The sequence below is a fragment of the Bacillus cereus group sp. MYBK15-3 genome, from assembly GCF_051916765.1.
Classification (GTDB): domain Bacteria; phylum Bacillota; class Bacilli; order Bacillales; family Bacillaceae_G; genus Bacillus_A; species Bacillus_A cereus.
Map to the genome: position 1 here is coordinate 17,536 of NZ_JBQAHG010000005.1, position 15,418 is coordinate 32,953.

Sequence of the window (15,418 nt, forward strand, 5' to 3'; positions counted from 1 at the left end):
AGGCTGCTCATAAGAGCGCCTCTTTTTTATTTTTCACGTTTTTCTTTAATTGCTACTGTACATCTTGATATACATAGTAAATCATCATTTTCATCAATAATGCGAACATCCCAAACCATTGTCGATTGTCCTCTATGTATTGGTGTTCCAATCGCTGTTACAATTCCATCTTTCTTTGAGCGAATGTGGTTCGCATTAATTTCTAATCCGAAACAAATACATTTTTCTTGATCAATTAAATTATATGAACCAACACTTGCCACTGTTTCTGCTAATGCAACCGATGCACCACCATGTAAAAATCCAAATGGCTGATGCGTACGCTCATCAACAGGCATCGTAGCAACCACCTTATCTTCTGTCATCTCTAACAACTCAATTCCAAGTGAATCCATTAAAGTTTTTGCCATATCGCTTCCCCCTTCTCTTACTTTAATTAAATGTATAATTTTACCTATTTATTTTCAAACTACTTATAACACTTATATAAGGAGGCTTCACCTAAATGAAACAGAAATTTTGTATATTACTGCTTATGTTCTCCTTGCTGACTATTGTACCAAATTGTGCAATAACAGCCAAAGCATCTAACCTGACAATCGATGTTAAGACTGTAACGCAAAAAGGTAAGAAACCTTATATAGAATATCAAATAAACAGGCCTTCTTTTCACAAATTTTCTGACTCTAAATTTCAAAATAAACTCAATTTATACTACAAAAAATCCACTGACAAATTTAAAACCAAATTAGAAAAAGAAGCAAAAAAATATTATAAAGAGACAGAAGGATCTAGTACACCATTTCATCCGTACGTAGCAAATGTTGATTATAAAGTCTCTTTAAACAAACCACCTTTTCTTAGCCTATATGTGAATTACTATCAATATACTGGCGGAGCACACGGTCTTTATACGTGGAAGGCAAATACATTCGATTTAAACGAAAAAAAGGTACTGCACTTAGACGATTTATTTCAACAAAAGGATAAATATAAAGATGTAATCCGTGCGGAGATTGTACGACAAATTAAACAAAATGAAAGCATTTATTTTCCTGATGCAACTGAAAAAGTAATGAGTATGAAAAAATTCCACTTCTTTTTAGAGCCAGACAATCTCGTCATTTATTTCCCTTTATATGAGATTGCTCCCTATTCAAGTGGAATTCCACAATTTCGTATTCCATATACGTTGCTAAGAGACTATTTAAAGCCTTCTTATCAAAATATTTTGATTGACAACAAGTAAATATTTTCGCTACGATAATGTTAACCTAAAAACAACAGGAGGTTAACATTATGAGAAGATTTCATGTTTTAGATTTAGCATTAGCTGCCATGTTCGTTGCTCTTATGGCAATCGGTGCAAATATTGTATCTTGGGCACCATTCCTTCAAGTAGCAGGCATCCCATTATCTATGCAACCATTTTTCGCAATTTTAGCAGGTCTTCTTCTTGGAAGTAGACTTGGTGCCTTATCCATGACTGTATATATGCTCGTTGGCGTAGCCGGCGCACCAATCTTCGCTAACTTCAAAGCTGGATTTGGAGCACTTTTAGATCCTACTGGTGGTTTTATTATCGCATTTATTATCGTTGCTTACGTATCTGGAAAACTAGTAGAACAAAAAGAAAGACCAACATTCATTACATTTGCAGTTGCCTCTTTCACAGGAATTATTTTAACTTATATAATCGGTACTACTTACATGTACGGGGCAGTCAATCTCTTTATGGGCGGTAATATGAGCTATAAAGCTGCTTGGATGATTATGATGTGGTTTGCAGTAAAAGATATTGCATTTACAATTATCGGTGCTATTATCGCACCTCGCATATATTATGCTGTGCGTCGTTCTGCTTATCAGCATTCTCATTCGACGATTTCATAATAAAAAAATGAGTTATTTCAGTATACTGAAATAACTCATTTTTTATTAAGACTCTTGATTCGCTTGTTCTTCTAAAATTTTCTTCATCATCGCAACCATGTCATCACGTAATTCTGGATGTTGCAGAGCCATTTCGATTGTCGTTTGAACGAATCCTAGCTTTTCACCTACGTCGTAGCGCTTTCCTTCGAAATCGTAGGCAAATACACGTTGGATTTCATTTAAGCTTTGGATTGCATCTGTTAACTGAATTTCACCACCAGCACCGACATGTTGCTGTTCTAAGAACATAAAGATTTCAGGCGTTAAAATGTAGCGCCCCATAATCGCTAAGTTTGAAGGAGCTGTACCTTGTGCTGGTTTCTCAACGAAATTGCGAACTTGGTAACGACGACCTTCTTGTTCTAATGGATCGATAATTCCATAGCGATGTGTTTCCGACTCTGGAACAGTTTGTACACCAATAACAGAAGAAAGTGTTTTTTCATACTCATCCATTAATTGACGTAAACATGGTTTCTCAGCTTGGACAATATCATCACCTAGTAACACTGCAAACGGCTCATCACCAATGAATTTACGCGCACACCAAACAGCATGTCCTAGTCCCTTCGGCTCTTTTTGACGGATGTAATGAATATCTACCATTTTTGAAGAAGCTTGTACTTTTTCAAGCAACTCATATTTTTTCTTCTCTAATAAGTTTTGTTCTAGTTCAAATGCATTATCAAAATGATCTTCAATAGAACGCTTTGTTTTACCAGTAACGATAATAATATCTTCGATACCCGATTTCACTGCTTCTTCTACAATGTATTGGATCGTTGGTTTATCTACTATCGGTAACATTTCTTTCGGCATTGCTTTCGTTGCTGGTAAAAAACGTGTTCCTAATCCAGCTGCTGGGATTATCGCTTTTCTTACTTTTTTCATCACAAAATACCCTCTCTCCTGTCGGAATCAATAGCAAGCATTTCCTACATAAAACAAAAGGGAGATTTCGCTCCCTTTTGTTCCTTACTACTTAAAATTACTTTGTATTATAAACGATTCATAATGTCTTCTTTAATAGTAAGTAACTTTTGTTCACTATTTTGTAAAGAACTATCTTTCACACCAAAGTAAAACTTAATCTTCGGCTCAGTTCCAGATGGACGTAGGCAGAACCATGAACCATCTTCTAATTGATATTTTAACACATTTGATTTCGGTAAGTGAATCTCTTCTTTATGTCCATCTTGTAAAGATGTAACAACGCTTGCTTTATAGTCTTCAACTGCTACGACTGTTAAGCCCGCCACTTCTTTCGGAGGATTCTCACGGAACTTTGCCATCATCTCTTGGATTTTTTCCGCTCCATCTTTTCCTTTTAACGTTAACGATACAAGGTCTTCACGGAAGAAGCCGTACTTCTCAAATACTTCTAATAGACCGTCATATAACGTTTTCCCTTGTGATTTGTAGTATGCAGCTACTTCACATGCAAATAGAACAGATTGTACTGCATCTTTATCACGGCAGAATGGGCGGATTAAATAACCATAGCTTTCCTCATAACCGAATTGGAATTCATATTGTCCACTTTCTTCATACTGTCTAATTTTCTCACCGATAAATTTAAATCCAGTTAGCGTATCAACTGTATCTAAACCGTATGCTTTTGCAATTGTACGACCAATTTCAGACGTTACGATTGTTTTTAATACGACACCGTTCTCTGGAAGCGTTCCGTTTTCTTTCTTTTGAGATAGTAAGTAATCAAGCATTAATGCACCTGTTTGGTTTCCTGTTAATACTTGGAACTCACCATTATGATTACGCACTGCTACACCAAGGCGGTCTGCGTCAGGATCAGTTGCGATTAATACATCTGCGCCTACCTTTTCACCGTCACGAATTGCATACTCAAACGCTGCGTGCTCTTCTGGGTTCGGTGATTTTACTGTAGAGAAGTTTGGATCTGGTAACTCTTGCTCTTTTACAACTGTTACATCTGTAAATCCAACTTCTTTTAAACCACGGCGTACAGAAATATTTGATGTTCCGTGTAATGGTGTAAAGACGATTTTTAAGTCTTTACCAACCTTTTGTACCATTTCTTTATTAATGATGACATTGTTCAATTCTGCAGCATATGCATCATCTACTTGTTGTCCAATAATATGTAATAAACCGTCAGCTTTTAATTGCTCTATATCAGCGACTTCAACTGTTAATTCATCTTCTACTGCATTTACGTAGCTAATTAACTCATCTGCCTCTTTTGGAGGTAACTGTCCACCATCTTCACCGTATACTTTGTATCCGTTATATTCAGGCGGATTATGGCTTGCCGTAAGAACGATTCCACTTACTGTATGTAAATGACGAACTGCGAAAGAAAGTACTGGCGTTGGACGTAAGCTTTCAAACACATATGTTGTGATACCACGTGCACCAAGTGTAGCAGCAACTTCCATTGCAAACTCAGGTGATTTATGACGAGAATCATAGGCTACAACAACACCGCGTTTTTTCGCTTCCTCACCTAACTTTTCGATAAAGCTTGCTAATCCTTTTGTTGCTTTACGAACTGTATATACGTTTAAACGGTTCGTACCAGCACCAAGTTCACCACGCATACCACCTGTGCCAAACTCTAAATTTTTATAAAAGCTATCCTCGATTTTCTTCTCATCTTGCTTCATATTTTCTAGCTGTTCTTTTAATTCTGCATCTAATTGTGCGTAAGAAAGCCAGCGACTAAATTCTTGTTTCCAATTCATTCTTCTCTCTCCTCTCGCTCGTCATACCTTTATTATATGAAAAAAACATGCTGTATCTCAATATTTTATAAAATCTAACAGGATTTTACTAGGAATATTTGTATACACTATTGTTAAATACTCCACTAAAGGGAATGAGGATTATGCACGAATGGGGCTTGTCAGAAGAGCTCAAAATACAAACAAAGCAAATGATTGAAATTGCTGAAAAAGAACTATCGATTATGAGGAACGCAATCGATAAAGAAGACGAATGTATTTTATGCAAAATGGAAGATATTCATCATATGTTAGCAAATGTACAAACATTGGCAGCTACATACTATATTCAGGCATATTTATCACCTTATACGGAAAGTTCATCTTTTATTACGACAGCTATCCAACATTTAAGCGCCAGAAAACATGGTGCTCTTATCGTCGTGGAACGAAACGAGACGCTTGAAGCTCTCATTCAAACTGGAACGACATTAAACGCTCATTTAACTGCGCCATTACTCGAATCAATATTTTATCCAGGTAACCCTCTTCATGACGGTGCCGTTCTCGTAAAAAATAATCATATTGTCTCAGCTGCTAATATTCTTCCTTTAACGAAAAGTACAGAAGTTGATCCTGAGCTAGGAACACGTCACAGAGCTGCAATTGGCTTATCAGAAAAGAGTGATGCACTTATATTAGTTGTCTCTGAAGAAACGGGCCGTACTTCTTTTGCTTTAAATGGGGTTTTGTATACGATTTCTTTATAAATACTTTTTAGCACCGTTTTGAACAGCACAGTAGTAAATGAAGTTATATCGAATTACCAACAAATACGCCTACAATATTAATAAAAAAGGCTATCTCCAAAATTTGAGCCAGCCTTTTATTCAAAAAATTATTCTTCTACAAAATGCTCGAAAAGTATACGAATTACCTACCCATTGCTGGAACTGCCCCGTAAATTATGTTCACACAGCGATATCTAAATACAATAATTATCACTTCATGTCTTGCTAACTCTTTTTGTACTCAAAACATGTTTAGAGTTCTTTCATAACAACTATATTTTTTCTAAAATGCTACACTTCCGGCTATTATTTTGTATCTATTTTTAAGAAATAGGAAAAAGGGTACTTTAGACATCCTATCTAAAGTACCCTTTTATTAAAAATCTATTTTATTATAAAGAATAATTGGAGACTGCAAAATGGTAAAAATATAGCATACTTTCAAAATTATTTATAATTATTAATATTAATATTAAACATAACGCAACTACTTTTACACGTCTCATCACTTTAAAACCATATGCCAATAATAACGGTATTGTAAACAGCATATGTGCGCCATAAATAAATGCTTCAGATGCCCCAAAACCAATAATTCCATGTAAAACAATATTAAATAGTAAACAAAAACTTAAAAACCTTACGAAAGGTTCTTTTCTAAAGTTTTTCCATACAGCTACTATTATAAAAGCATACACAGATACAATCACAATCCATCCGATCATAGTATGCGATGGAAGCATATTTAATTGTGCGAATTGCTCACCTTGTCTTAAAGTAACTTCCGAGAATGGTCCAAAGATGAATGAAGATCCTAATACTAAATGAAATGCTAGTATATACTTAGACCCTACATATTCCTCTGAAAAACCTTGTTTCTCTGTAAATTTAATATTAGTATTGATCACATCAATAAGTGATATGTTATTTTCTATAATCACTAATACGAAAAGAAGAACGACCACAATGATAGAAATACCAGTCCAAATGATTCTTTTCTTTAATGTTTTATAACTCATTACACTACCTAAAAACCACATAAACGAATTTGTTAATGTAACTCCCGTTATTCCTATTGCCAACAACATATTAGCAACGCTGAATCCTGCTTTCGCTTCTTTTTCTCCTGTAATAAACGGATAACATACAAAGCACATCAGTACCAATGTGAAATTGGCATAAACAAAAGATTCCGGTGTCCACGTAATAACTAACATAGTAGCTGAAAATCCGTACATAACCGCTAATAGGAAAGAAACAATTACATTCTTACAAATTTTACAACATAACATGTAAATCATGACTACACTTATCGTACTTAAGAATGCTTGGAAAAATATAATACCTTGCACTACATTTTTTACACCTAGTGATGATACCACTGTTGCTATTTCCTCAGTTAAAAAATTTAAAAATGGATGTCGAAACAACACTTCATCTGCAATTGGTATTTTAGCCAAGAAAAAACTTAAAATGTAATAACCCTGATCAAAAGAAAAATACATGTCATACCAGGAAGCTGTTAAAATCTTAGAGTCGTTTTCCATTTTCCAACCGATAAAAAAATAAAATGACCAATAAAAAATGAAAAGGACAAGGGCTAATATCCCCTTTCCTTTATAACCATTCCAAATACTCAATACTTCTTCTCCTCTCTAAGGTAGAAATACCATAATTAGATGTGCCACGTACCCAATAACTGTTCCTAACACAAGTCCACCAAAAATCTCATGCCAATGATGTCCTTGGCGCTCTCTTAATTTTTCTTCTTCCGAACTTATATGTTTATTCAACATTCTTGCATGTTTACCAACTGTACGGCGAAGTCCTGTGGCATCAATGATAACAATTGTTAAAATTGCCATCCCGATTCCAAACATCGGGGTATTAAAACCTTCATGAAACCCTATTGTCATGACCATACTTGATAAAATCGTTGTATGCGTACTAGGAAATCCACCATTTCCTACTAAACGAAAAGCATCTTTTCCAGAACGAAGATAATTCACTAAAAATTTCAATACTCCCGAAGCTACCCAAGCTATAAATGGAAGTACACAATATAAATATGTTCCCATTGCTTTACCTCCTATGATTTTGCAATAAATAAAATGCCAGCTACTATACATACCATTCCAGCAATTTTCATGAAATTGATTGTTTCACCAAATAATAATGCTGATGCAATAATAACAAACACATATCCGAAACTCACCATTGGGTATGCATAACTTAAATCAACCTTTCTCAGCACAATCATCCATAATAATGCACTTAAACCGTAAAAAGCTAGTCCGAAAAAGTTCGGTACGTTAATGAAATTCATAATACCTACAGCCGCTGAACTTTGTGATTTCATTGCGCCAAACTTTAATAAAATTTGCCCTACAACTCCCATACCAACTGATAAAATAATCATCAAAAATTGTTGCATCTCTATACTCCTTAACTGTTTATATTCAAAAAATGTTTTATTCCAAATAAAAAACGTTTAAGACTCTCCTCTTAAACGTTTTAACAAACCCGAATAGAGTAATTAAAAGTTCAATAGTATAATAATAACTGTTATCGCATATAACAACACTGTTATTAAAATATGCTGATCCTCTAATAAAACTTTATCTGGTTCTCCACCTTTATCTTCCATGTGAACTAAATATAAATAACGAAAAATCCCGTAAATTACAAATGGGATTGTCCACATTAAATAGATACTTTTCCCTGCATTAAAAGTAAAGATAGCATAAGTTACAATAGTTGCCGACGTAACAATTGTACTTAATTGGTCTAACAAAGCAGGAGAATAACTTTCTAATACTTTTCTATGAGAACCTTTATTATTCTGTAACAATACTAATTCATGTCTTCTTTTATTAATGGCCAAGAATAGTGACAATAATAATGTACATAATAAAAACCACGGTGTAAATGGCACTTGAATAACTAATCCACCGGCCAATGCTCGTAAAACAAATCCAGATGCAATAATTAAAATATCAATGATTACAACGTGCTTTAAACGAATTGAATACGCTACATTTAAAATAAAATAGACTGCTAATACTAAGCACAATAACGGATTTAGTACATATGAAACTACTAAAGACGCTACTAAAATAACACAACCTGCCGTAATAGCAAAGTACGGATTTAATGCACCCGATGCCATCGGTCGATATCGCTTAACAGGGTGTTGTCGATCTGCCTCAATATCCATAAAATCATTTAAAATATAGACACAGCCAGATATTGCACAAAATAGGGCAAAACAAATTGCAGCTTGTGCCACCATAGTTAAAGATACTTGTTTTATCGAAAAGACTAACGCTGCAAATACAAGCAAGTTTTTAGTCCATTGTTTCGGGCGTAACTGTTTAAAAAACAATACAACTATATTTTGTTGAGATAAAGTTCCTTCCCTCATAATAATAAGAGTGCTTCTATTTTTGTCACTCTCTTCTTTCCCTCCCTATTCAATTGTTATTTACTTCTAATACAGGAAAGATTATATCACATAAGTATAACATTGAAAATCAACTATTAAACACCAATAAAGAGGTCTCTCATCCATATTGGTATTTCTAATAGACAAAGCTAAAACAGCATTACACGCTCATTAATCAAATCAACATTTTCTAAAAGCAACCATCTTCATGATGATGCATTCTCGTTAAAATAATCGTATCGTCTCCATTGCCAATATTCTTTCATTAATACAATTACAGAAGTTAATCTTGAGCTCGGAACACGCCTCAAAGTTACAATTGACTTACCAGAAAAAAGTGATGCACTTGGTTCTGTAAAGAAACAGACCGTACTTCCTTTTTCAAATGGAATCTTATGCACGATTTCTTTATAAACATTTTTTTCAACAGCGTAGTAGCAAACGAAGTTATATCGAATTACCAATAAACAGGTCTACTATACCAATAAAAAAAGGCTGCCTCAAAAATTTGAGACAGCCTTTTCTTCAAAAAATTATTCTTCTCCGAAACGCTCCACAAGTGTTGCAAGTGTACGTACCATTGCACCAGTTGCTCCAGCTGGACCTAAGTCGTGCGCGCCTTTTGTTTCTGATGTTCCAGCGATATCTAAGTGTACCCACGGTGTATCTTCAGCAAATTCGCCTAAGAATGTACCTGCCATAACCGCATGTCCTTCACGGCCTGGTGAGTTATTTAAATCAGCAAACTTACTGTTTCTCACACGTTCTTTATCACGATCAAAAATCGGTAGTTGCCAAATTGGCTCATCTGTTTCCATAGAAGCCTCTAGCACTTGCTCAAATAACTCTTCATTATTTGTCATTGCGCCTGTCGTATAGTTTCCAAGTGCAACAATTACACCGCCTGTTAATGTTGCAACATCAACAAGGTAGTTTGCACCAAGTTTTTTCGCATACGTAATACCGTCAGCTAAAGCTAGACGACCTTCTGCATCCGTATTTAATACTTCAATTGTTTTTCCGCTCATAGATGTGATTACATCGTCTGGCTTAAATGCCGTACCACTTACAACGTTATCAGTTGAAGGAATAACAGCGATCACATTTTGTTCTGGGCGAAGTTCACCGATAATTTCCATCGCACCTAATACAGCAGCTGCACCGCCCATATCACCTTTCATACCAACCATGCCTTCACGTGGTTTTAAAGAATAACCACCTGTATCGTATGTAATACCTTTTCCAACGAACCCAATGACATCTGTCCACTCTTCTTTTCCTTTATAAATAAGAGCGATCATTTTTGGTGGCTCTACACTACCTTGGTTTACTGCAAGTAACGCACCCATACCAAGGTCTTCCATCTCTTCTTTCTCAAGAACTTTATAGTCCATATCATATTTCTCCGCTAATTCAACAGCATACTCAGCAAGCTTTGTCGCTGTTAATACGTTTGGCGGCATATTTACAAGTGTACGAGCTGAATTTGTTGCACATCCATGTACGTAGCCAACTGTTAATGCTGCTTCAATTTCTTGTGCATCTTCCGCTGTAATAGCCGTGAACTTCTCTAACTCTACACGATCCTTTTTATCTGATTTATACGTTTGTAACTCATATGTACCAAGGCCTTGTACCTCTGCCGCAATATGAGCGACATCAATCGCGTCTAATTTCTCTGTTACGAAAGAATCAAGTAAGATTGCTGCATCTTGTACTTTTGCTGCTTGCAGTGTTTTAAACGCCTTACCAAGAGCCGCACGTAACGTTTCTGTCGTGTAAGATTCTTTCTTTCCTAAACCAACAAAGTAATAACGTTTCACATTTGTTTTCCCTAAGCTATGTACTTTCGAAATGGCCTTTTTCTTCGTAGATAATTCTTTCTCTTCTAGTAAAACTTGTAATTGCCCTTCAAACGCTTTGTCCAGTTCTTGTACAAAACTACTCATTTTCTCTTCTTCAAATAAAGCAACAATTACCGCTTCATGACCTGCTAATTCTTTTTGTACTTGAAACATGTTCAGACCCCCTAAATTTCTCTACCACCATTATAACTTTATTTTCTATAAAATGCGATAATTCTAACTACAGTTATATGGCGTGTAAAATCACAGATCCAAAATCTCCTCTATCATGAAATAAGCCAAGAAAAAAAGTCTAGCGTAATTACGACTAGACTATCTTTGTTTTAAATATTGACCACGAAACACTTGCATCGTTTCGTCTTGATTTAACATCGTTAACTCTTCTTCTGTAAACTTACCATTTCCTACTTTTACTACGTACACATTTACTTTTTTCTTACCCCATTGGCTATAAACATCTTTCACCGTATCATAATATAGATCAAGACGGTTTCCTTTTATTGCACCGCCCTTATCAGCTACTACACCATACCCGTAACCTGGCACGAAGAGAATCGTTCCAATCGGGAATACGCGTAAGTCCGCAGCAATTGTGGAATATAAATCCCTTTTCACTTTGACACCTGAATATGTAATACCATACTCTGGATGCCCTGGCCTCTTACCAGTTGACTCAATCCCCGATGTATAACCTGTTGCAGTCATTTCAATTGAACGATATTTAGACCAGTCGTTTGCCTGCTCTAAAGCATTTATCACTTCTTTACTCGGAGCAACATTTCTCTTAACTTCTGCTGCATGTACTTCTTTTGCACTCATTCCTTCATATATCTTTACAATCTCTAATAAAGAAACTCCTGTGAAAGCATTCCATGTTACGCATAATGCAATTGCAAGTAAACAAGTCATCATAATGCGAATACAATATCGTTTTAACATTTTTATATTCCACACTCCTTCATCGTTAATCATTCCCTATACGATGAAGGAATATGCAAAAAAAATAATCTCCAACTTAATTGGAGATTAAAACATTTGATATCCGCTTTTCCGAAGTTTCTTGATTACGACTCCTGCTAAAGCAGCCCCTACTAATCCAGTAGATAGAATAAATACGTCTGCTTGTCCTAAGTGCGATACACTTGTCCCAAATGAAGAAAATGTTTCTTTCGGTTTTGAAAAATAATCCCACATACTCGCTTTATTAATAATAAGCATACAAACAATCGGATACACAATAACCATTACCCAAGTAGCTCGCAAAATCATGTTGAGTAAAAATCCAATTCCAAAGAACAAAATAAAGAATAACATCATTGAAATAAGTAGTACCGGTATACTCACTCTTTTCCCCTCTCCTTCGCACGTGCCGTAAATACGTGATAAGCTGTATAACCAAATGGTTCACCTGGATTTAATGTTTTGTCCACTTCAAGATGTAGTTCTGATCTTCCTTCTAACAAATATTTAATAAGCACAGACGTATTCGGATCGTCTACAATCTTATCCGGATGTAAGAACGCCACTTCAGACAATTCTTTCTCCTGTACAATAATATTTTCTCCTTCAGGTTCCAAAAGGAAAATAATCATATTATCACTAATCTCATTACGAATAACACCCGATCGAACACCAATAATCCCCTTCACATGAGCGACAATGCCTGTCTCTTCTAACACTTCGCGTTTCACAGCTTCATCAACCGTCTCACCTTCATTTACAAAACCAGCCGGTAAAGACCATTTCCCTTTTAATCCACTGTATTTCTTCTTAACAAATAGCCACCTACCATCTTTTGTAGCTACTAAACCACTAACAGCTAGCCATACCTTCCCTCGTTTCTCCATGATGTAATAACCTCCTCCATCAGAACGGACAGAATATTCTTTCTTTTTATATATTATACTATATTTTTAATATGAAAAAAGCAGAAACAGCTCTTAGCCGTTTCTGCTTTTTCTACTATATATTAAAAGAACTTTAATTTACCTTTTTTAAGAACTAATAAAGGTCCACCTAATAAGAATAGGTAACGGTTATCGATTACTTTCTTCATGAAGGAAGCTTTCCAACCTGTTAACTTTTTACCCATAACAACGCCCATTGCATCGTCATGACCTAAAGAACATACAGATCCTTTATTATCGAATGCGAATTTCTTCATTTCGCCCTTGCCACGAACTAATACAGTTAAGTTGTGTGCAATATTGTAACCTTGTTGAATTGCAATTTGTGCTGTTGGTGGGTAAGGACGGTTAATTTCTTCATTAATGATTAACGCTGCGTCACCAACCATGAATACATCTTCGTATCCTGGAGCGTGCATGTACTCATCAACTTTTACACGTCCGCGCATTGCTTCAAAGCCAGACTCTTCCACAATACCATTACCACGAACACCTGCAGCCCAAACTACTGTTTCAGACTTAATTAATTCAGTGTCATCGCCATTCGCAACGATAATACCTTCTTCAGTTGCTTCTTTAATTGCTGTACCGATGCGGAATTCTACACCTTTTTTCTCAAGTTGTTTTACAGCGTATTCTACTAACGCTGGATCAAAACCTGGAAGTGCTGTTGGAGCAGCTTCTACACAGATGATACGTGCTTTTTCACGTGGTACATTATACTCTTTGCAAAGTTCAGGAACACGGTTTGCAAGCTCACCTACGTACTCGATACCAGTAAATCCAGCACCACCAACAACGATTGTTACTAACTCATCGCGTTGTTCAGTTGCATATTTAGAGAAACTAGCTTCCATATGCTCACGAATTTCACGAGTTGCATTAATGTTAGCGATTGAGAATGCATGCTCTTTTAATCCTGTAATTCCGAATGTTTCTGATTCGAAACCAAGACCAATTACTAAGTAATCATACTCTAACTCGCCATCTTTTAAGATAATGCGTTTTTCAGCAGCTTTAATTTCTACTACTGTGTCTTGTACAAAGTTCACTTTATTTGTATCAATAACGTCTTGAATATCTAGACAGATTTTTTCATCTTGTAATGTACCAGCTGCGCTCTCATGTAACCAAGTCGCTTGGTAGTGATAGCTGTTGTTGTTTACTAGCGTAATTTCAGCTTCATTTACAGATAATGCTTTTTGCAGACGAACAGTCGTAATCATCCCGCCATAACCTGCACCTAAAACTACGATTTTTGGAGTCTTCACCAAATCACAACCCTTTTCTTTATATAATAGTAATGAAAAATAATACCAAGTACTAAAAACTCTATTTGTCAAGAATGTGGAATTTATCACATTCTATATCATAACAAAACGCAGTCAAAAAATCGTACGAATTTTGTCATAGAAATTTAACATAATACTTCCCTATATTAGTCGGTTTTATTCCAGAATTCAAGCGTCTGGAGAATTATCAATATTTTAAAATAACATAGCGTTTTCAAGGGTTTTTTAGCCTTTTTTTCATGTATTTTCCTTTCTGTATATTTTATACAATAAAAAGAACCTATGCGAAAACTTACACACAATTCAGTCGTTTTCAGAAGTATTATGAACTCAAATATGCTATCATTTATTTGAAAGTGTCATCATTTGCAGGATTTTCGTGTACATATGAACAATATATGAAATCAATATCAAAATTCCATCTATAGGGGGAATGAAAGTGGCAGAAAATCAAAAAGTTTACGACATAACAATTATTGGTGGTGGTCCAACGGGACTGTTCACAGCATTTTATGGCGGTATGAGACAAGCAAGTGTAAAAATCATTGAAAGCTTACCTCAACTTGGCGGACAATTATCCGCACTCTACCCTGAAAAATACATTTATGATGTGGCTGGATTTCCAAAAGTACGCGCACAAGAATTAGTTGATAACTTAAAAGAGCAAATGAAGAAATTTGACCCAACTGTTTGTTTAGAAGAAGCTGTCGATACGCTTGAGAAACAAGCTGATGGTATATTTAAACTTGTTACGAATAAGCAAACTCACTATTCTAAATCAGTTATCATTACTGCTGGCAATGGTGCTTTCCAACCACGCCGCTTAGAATTAGAAGGTACAGCGAAATACGAAAAGAAAAACTTACATTATTTCGTTGATGATATGAATAAATTTGCTGGTAAGCGCGTCGTAGTATTTGGCGGTGGCGACTCAGCAGTAGACTGGACAATGATGTTAGAACCGATTGCTGAAAAAGTTACAATCGTTCATCGTCGTGATAAATTCCGTGCGCATGAACATAGCGTAGAAAGCTTAATGAATTCTCGTGCAGAAGTAAGTACACCATACGTTCCAGTAGAACTCATTGGTGATGACAAGATTGAACAAGTCGTTCTTCAACATGTAAAAACGGAGGAAAAAATTATCATCGATGTTGATGACGTAATCGTAAACTACGGCTTCGTTTCTTCTCTTGGCCCAATTAAAAACTGGGGCTTAGATATACAAAAAAACAGCATCCTTGTAAATTCAAAAATGGAAACAAATATTCCTGGCATTTACGCTGCTGGTGACATTTGTACATATGAAGGAAAAGTAAAACTTATCGCTTGTGGATTTGGCGAAGCACCGACAGCAGTAAACAATGCAAAAGCTTACTTCGATCCAAATGCAAAACTTCAACCGATGCATAGCTCAAGTATGTTTTAATATGCAAAAATAAAGCTCCTTCCATACGTGGAAGGAGCTTTCCTTTTATATA

At 35.6% G+C, this 15,418-nt stretch carries 17 protein-coding genes; 4 read left to right on the top strand and 13 right to left on the bottom strand.

Annotation, left to right across the window (positions count from 1 at the left end):
* Positions 1–26 precede the first annotated feature (26 nt).
* Positions 27–410 carry a hotdog fold thioesterase gene (locus tag ACTFR8_RS20075; RefSeq protein WP_001140612.1) on the bottom strand — a complete coding sequence of 128 codons (384 nt, stop codon included), beginning with the start codon at positions 408–410 and terminating at the stop codon, positions 27–29.
* 95 nt (positions 411–505) lie between these two features.
* Between ACTFR8_RS20075 and ACTFR8_RS20080 the strand changes: the two genes are divergently transcribed.
* Positions 506–1,249, top strand: a complete 744-nt coding sequence (locus tag ACTFR8_RS20080; RefSeq protein ID WP_074625009.1) for a DUF3298 and DUF4163 domain-containing protein — start codon at positions 506–508, stop codon at positions 1,247–1,249.
* A 50-nt stretch (positions 1,250–1,299) separates the two neighbouring features.
* A complete protein-coding gene (locus tag ACTFR8_RS20085) occupies positions 1,300–1,893 on the top strand; it encodes a biotin transporter BioY (RefSeq protein WP_016118807.1) in 594 nt (197 codons plus the stop codon).
* A 45-nt stretch (positions 1,894–1,938) separates the two neighbouring features.
* Here ACTFR8_RS20085 and galU read toward each other — a convergent pair whose 3' ends face one another.
* Together galU and ACTFR8_RS20095 are read right to left on the bottom strand one after the other, a co-directional pair.
* Positions 1,939–2,826, bottom strand: coding sequence for a UTP--glucose-1-phosphate uridylyltransferase GalU (gene galU, locus ACTFR8_RS20090; RefSeq protein ID WP_002097988.1), 888 nt, complete (start codon positions 2,824–2,826; stop codon positions 1,939–1,941).
* A gap of 107 nt (positions 2,827–2,933) precedes the next feature.
* Positions 2,934–4,658, bottom strand: a complete 1,725-nt coding sequence (locus ACTFR8_RS20095) for a phospho-sugar mutase (protein WP_252209718.1) — start codon at positions 4,656–4,658, stop codon at positions 2,934–2,936.
* Positions 4,659–4,801: 143 nt separating this feature from the next.
* Between ACTFR8_RS20095 and cdaS the strand changes: the two genes are divergently transcribed.
* Positions 4,802–5,407, top strand: coding sequence for a sporulation-specific diadenylate cyclase CdaS (gene cdaS / locus ACTFR8_RS20100; RefSeq protein WP_000545253.1), 606 nt, complete (start codon positions 4,802–4,804; stop codon positions 5,405–5,407).
* A gap of 413 nt (positions 5,408–5,820) precedes the next feature.
* On the opposite strand, the gene ACTFR8_RS20105 is transcribed toward cdaS, so the two are convergent.
* From ACTFR8_RS20105 to ACTFR8_RS20150, 10 genes are all read right to left on the bottom strand, one after another.
* The gene (locus tag ACTFR8_RS20105) at positions 5,821–7,068 is read right to left on the bottom strand and encodes a DUF6080 domain-containing protein (RefSeq protein WP_000029661.1); all 1,248 of its coding nucleotides are present in this window, start codon (positions 7,066–7,068) and stop codon (positions 5,821–5,823) included.
* A 15-nt stretch (positions 7,069–7,083) separates the two neighbouring features.
* Positions 7,084–7,506 carry a divergent PAP2 family protein gene (locus ACTFR8_RS20110; RefSeq protein WP_000537666.1) on the bottom strand — a complete coding sequence of 141 codons (423 nt, stop codon included), beginning with the start codon at positions 7,504–7,506 and terminating at the stop codon, positions 7,084–7,086.
* Positions 7,507–7,517: 11 nt separating this feature from the next.
* Positions 7,518–7,862 carry an EamA family transporter gene (locus ACTFR8_RS20115; RefSeq protein WP_001183889.1) on the bottom strand — a complete coding sequence of 115 codons (345 nt, stop codon included), beginning with the start codon at positions 7,860–7,862 and terminating at the stop codon, positions 7,518–7,520.
* A 102-nt stretch (positions 7,863–7,964) separates the two neighbouring features.
* Positions 7,965–8,852: a decaprenyl-phosphate phosphoribosyltransferase gene (locus ACTFR8_RS20120; RefSeq protein WP_100619772.1), complete on the bottom strand. Its 888-nt coding sequence runs from the start codon at positions 8,850–8,852 to the stop codon at positions 7,965–7,967.
* 227 nt (positions 8,853–9,079) lie between these two features.
* Positions 9,080–9,337 carry a hypothetical protein gene (locus ACTFR8_RS20125; protein WP_100619771.1) on the bottom strand — a complete coding sequence of 86 codons (258 nt, stop codon included), beginning with the start codon at positions 9,335–9,337 and terminating at the stop codon, positions 9,080–9,082.
* A 69-nt stretch (positions 9,338–9,406) separates the two neighbouring features.
* On the bottom strand, positions 9,407–10,891 hold the full coding sequence (gene pepA, locus ACTFR8_RS20130; protein WP_252209719.1) for a cytosol aminopeptidase: 1,485 nt from the start codon (positions 10,889–10,891) through the stop codon (positions 9,407–9,409).
* A 159-nt stretch (positions 10,892–11,050) separates the two neighbouring features.
* Positions 11,051–11,677, bottom strand: coding sequence for a 3D domain-containing protein (locus tag ACTFR8_RS20135; protein ID WP_000920098.1), 627 nt, complete (start codon positions 11,675–11,677; stop codon positions 11,051–11,053).
* Positions 11,678–11,764: 87 nt separating this feature from the next.
* Complete coding sequence (locus ACTFR8_RS20140; RefSeq protein WP_000027016.1) at positions 11,765–12,082, bottom strand: YuiB family protein; 318 nt, start codon at positions 12,080–12,082, stop codon at positions 11,765–11,767.
* Complete coding sequence (locus ACTFR8_RS20145) at positions 12,079–12,585, bottom strand: NUDIX hydrolase (protein ID WP_000415321.1); 507 nt, start codon at positions 12,583–12,585, stop codon at positions 12,079–12,081. Before ACTFR8_RS20145 ends, ACTFR8_RS20140 begins: the two co-directional genes overlap by 4 nt.
* A gap of 122 nt (positions 12,586–12,707) precedes the next feature.
* Positions 12,708–13,916, bottom strand: coding sequence for an NAD(P)/FAD-dependent oxidoreductase (locus ACTFR8_RS20150; RefSeq protein ID WP_000856612.1), 1,209 nt, complete (start codon positions 13,914–13,916; stop codon positions 12,708–12,710).
* A 460-nt stretch (positions 13,917–14,376) separates the two neighbouring features.
* On the opposite strand from ACTFR8_RS20150, the gene ACTFR8_RS20155 reads away from it, so the two are divergent.
* A complete protein-coding gene (locus ACTFR8_RS20155; RefSeq protein WP_000829788.1) occupies positions 14,377–15,366 on the top strand; it encodes an NAD(P)/FAD-dependent oxidoreductase in 990 nt (329 codons plus the stop codon).
* Positions 15,367–15,418: the final 52 nt, after the last annotated feature.

Excerpts from the sequence above, each read along its gene's own strand:
- ACTFR8_RS20075 (WP_001140612.1), bottom strand. The coding sequence starts at position 410 with ATGGCAAAAACTTTAATGGATTCACTTGGAATTGAGTTGTTAGAGATG.
- ACTFR8_RS20080 (WP_074625009.1), top strand. The coding sequence starts at position 506 with ATGAAACAGAAATTTTGTATATTACTGCTTATGTTCTCCTTGCTGACT.
- ACTFR8_RS20085 (WP_016118807.1), top strand. The coding sequence starts at position 1,300 with ATGAGAAGATTTCATGTTTTAGATTTAGCATTAGCTGCCATGTTCGTT.
- galU (WP_002097988.1), bottom strand. The coding sequence starts at position 2,826 with ATGAAAAAAGTAAGAAAAGCGATAATCCCAGCAGCTGGATTAGGAACA.
- ACTFR8_RS20095 (WP_252209718.1), bottom strand. The coding sequence starts at position 4,658 with ATGAATTGGAAACAAGAATTTAGTCGCTGGCTTTCTTACGCACAATTA.
- cdaS (WP_000545253.1), top strand. The coding sequence starts at position 4,802 with ATGCACGAATGGGGCTTGTCAGAAGAGCTCAAAATACAAACAAAGCAA.
- ACTFR8_RS20110 (WP_000537666.1), bottom strand. The coding sequence starts at position 7,506 with ATGGGAACATATTTATATTGTGTACTTCCATTTATAGCTTGGGTAGCT.
- ACTFR8_RS20115 (WP_001183889.1), bottom strand. The coding sequence starts at position 7,862 with ATGCAACAATTTTTGATGATTATTTTATCAGTTGGTATGGGAGTTGTA.
- ACTFR8_RS20120 (WP_100619772.1), bottom strand. The coding sequence starts at position 8,852 with ATGAGGGAAGGAACTTTATCTCAACAAAATATAGTTGTATTGTTTTTT.
- pepA (WP_252209719.1), bottom strand. The coding sequence starts at position 10,891 with ATGTTTCAAGTACAAAAAGAATTAGCAGGTCATGAAGCGGTAATTGTT.
- ACTFR8_RS20135 (WP_000920098.1), bottom strand. The coding sequence starts at position 11,677 with ATGTTAAAACGATATTGTATTCGCATTATGATGACTTGTTTACTTGCA.
- ACTFR8_RS20145 (WP_000415321.1), bottom strand. The coding sequence starts at position 12,585 with ATGGAGAAACGAGGGAAGGTATGGCTAGCTGTTAGTGGTTTAGTAGCT.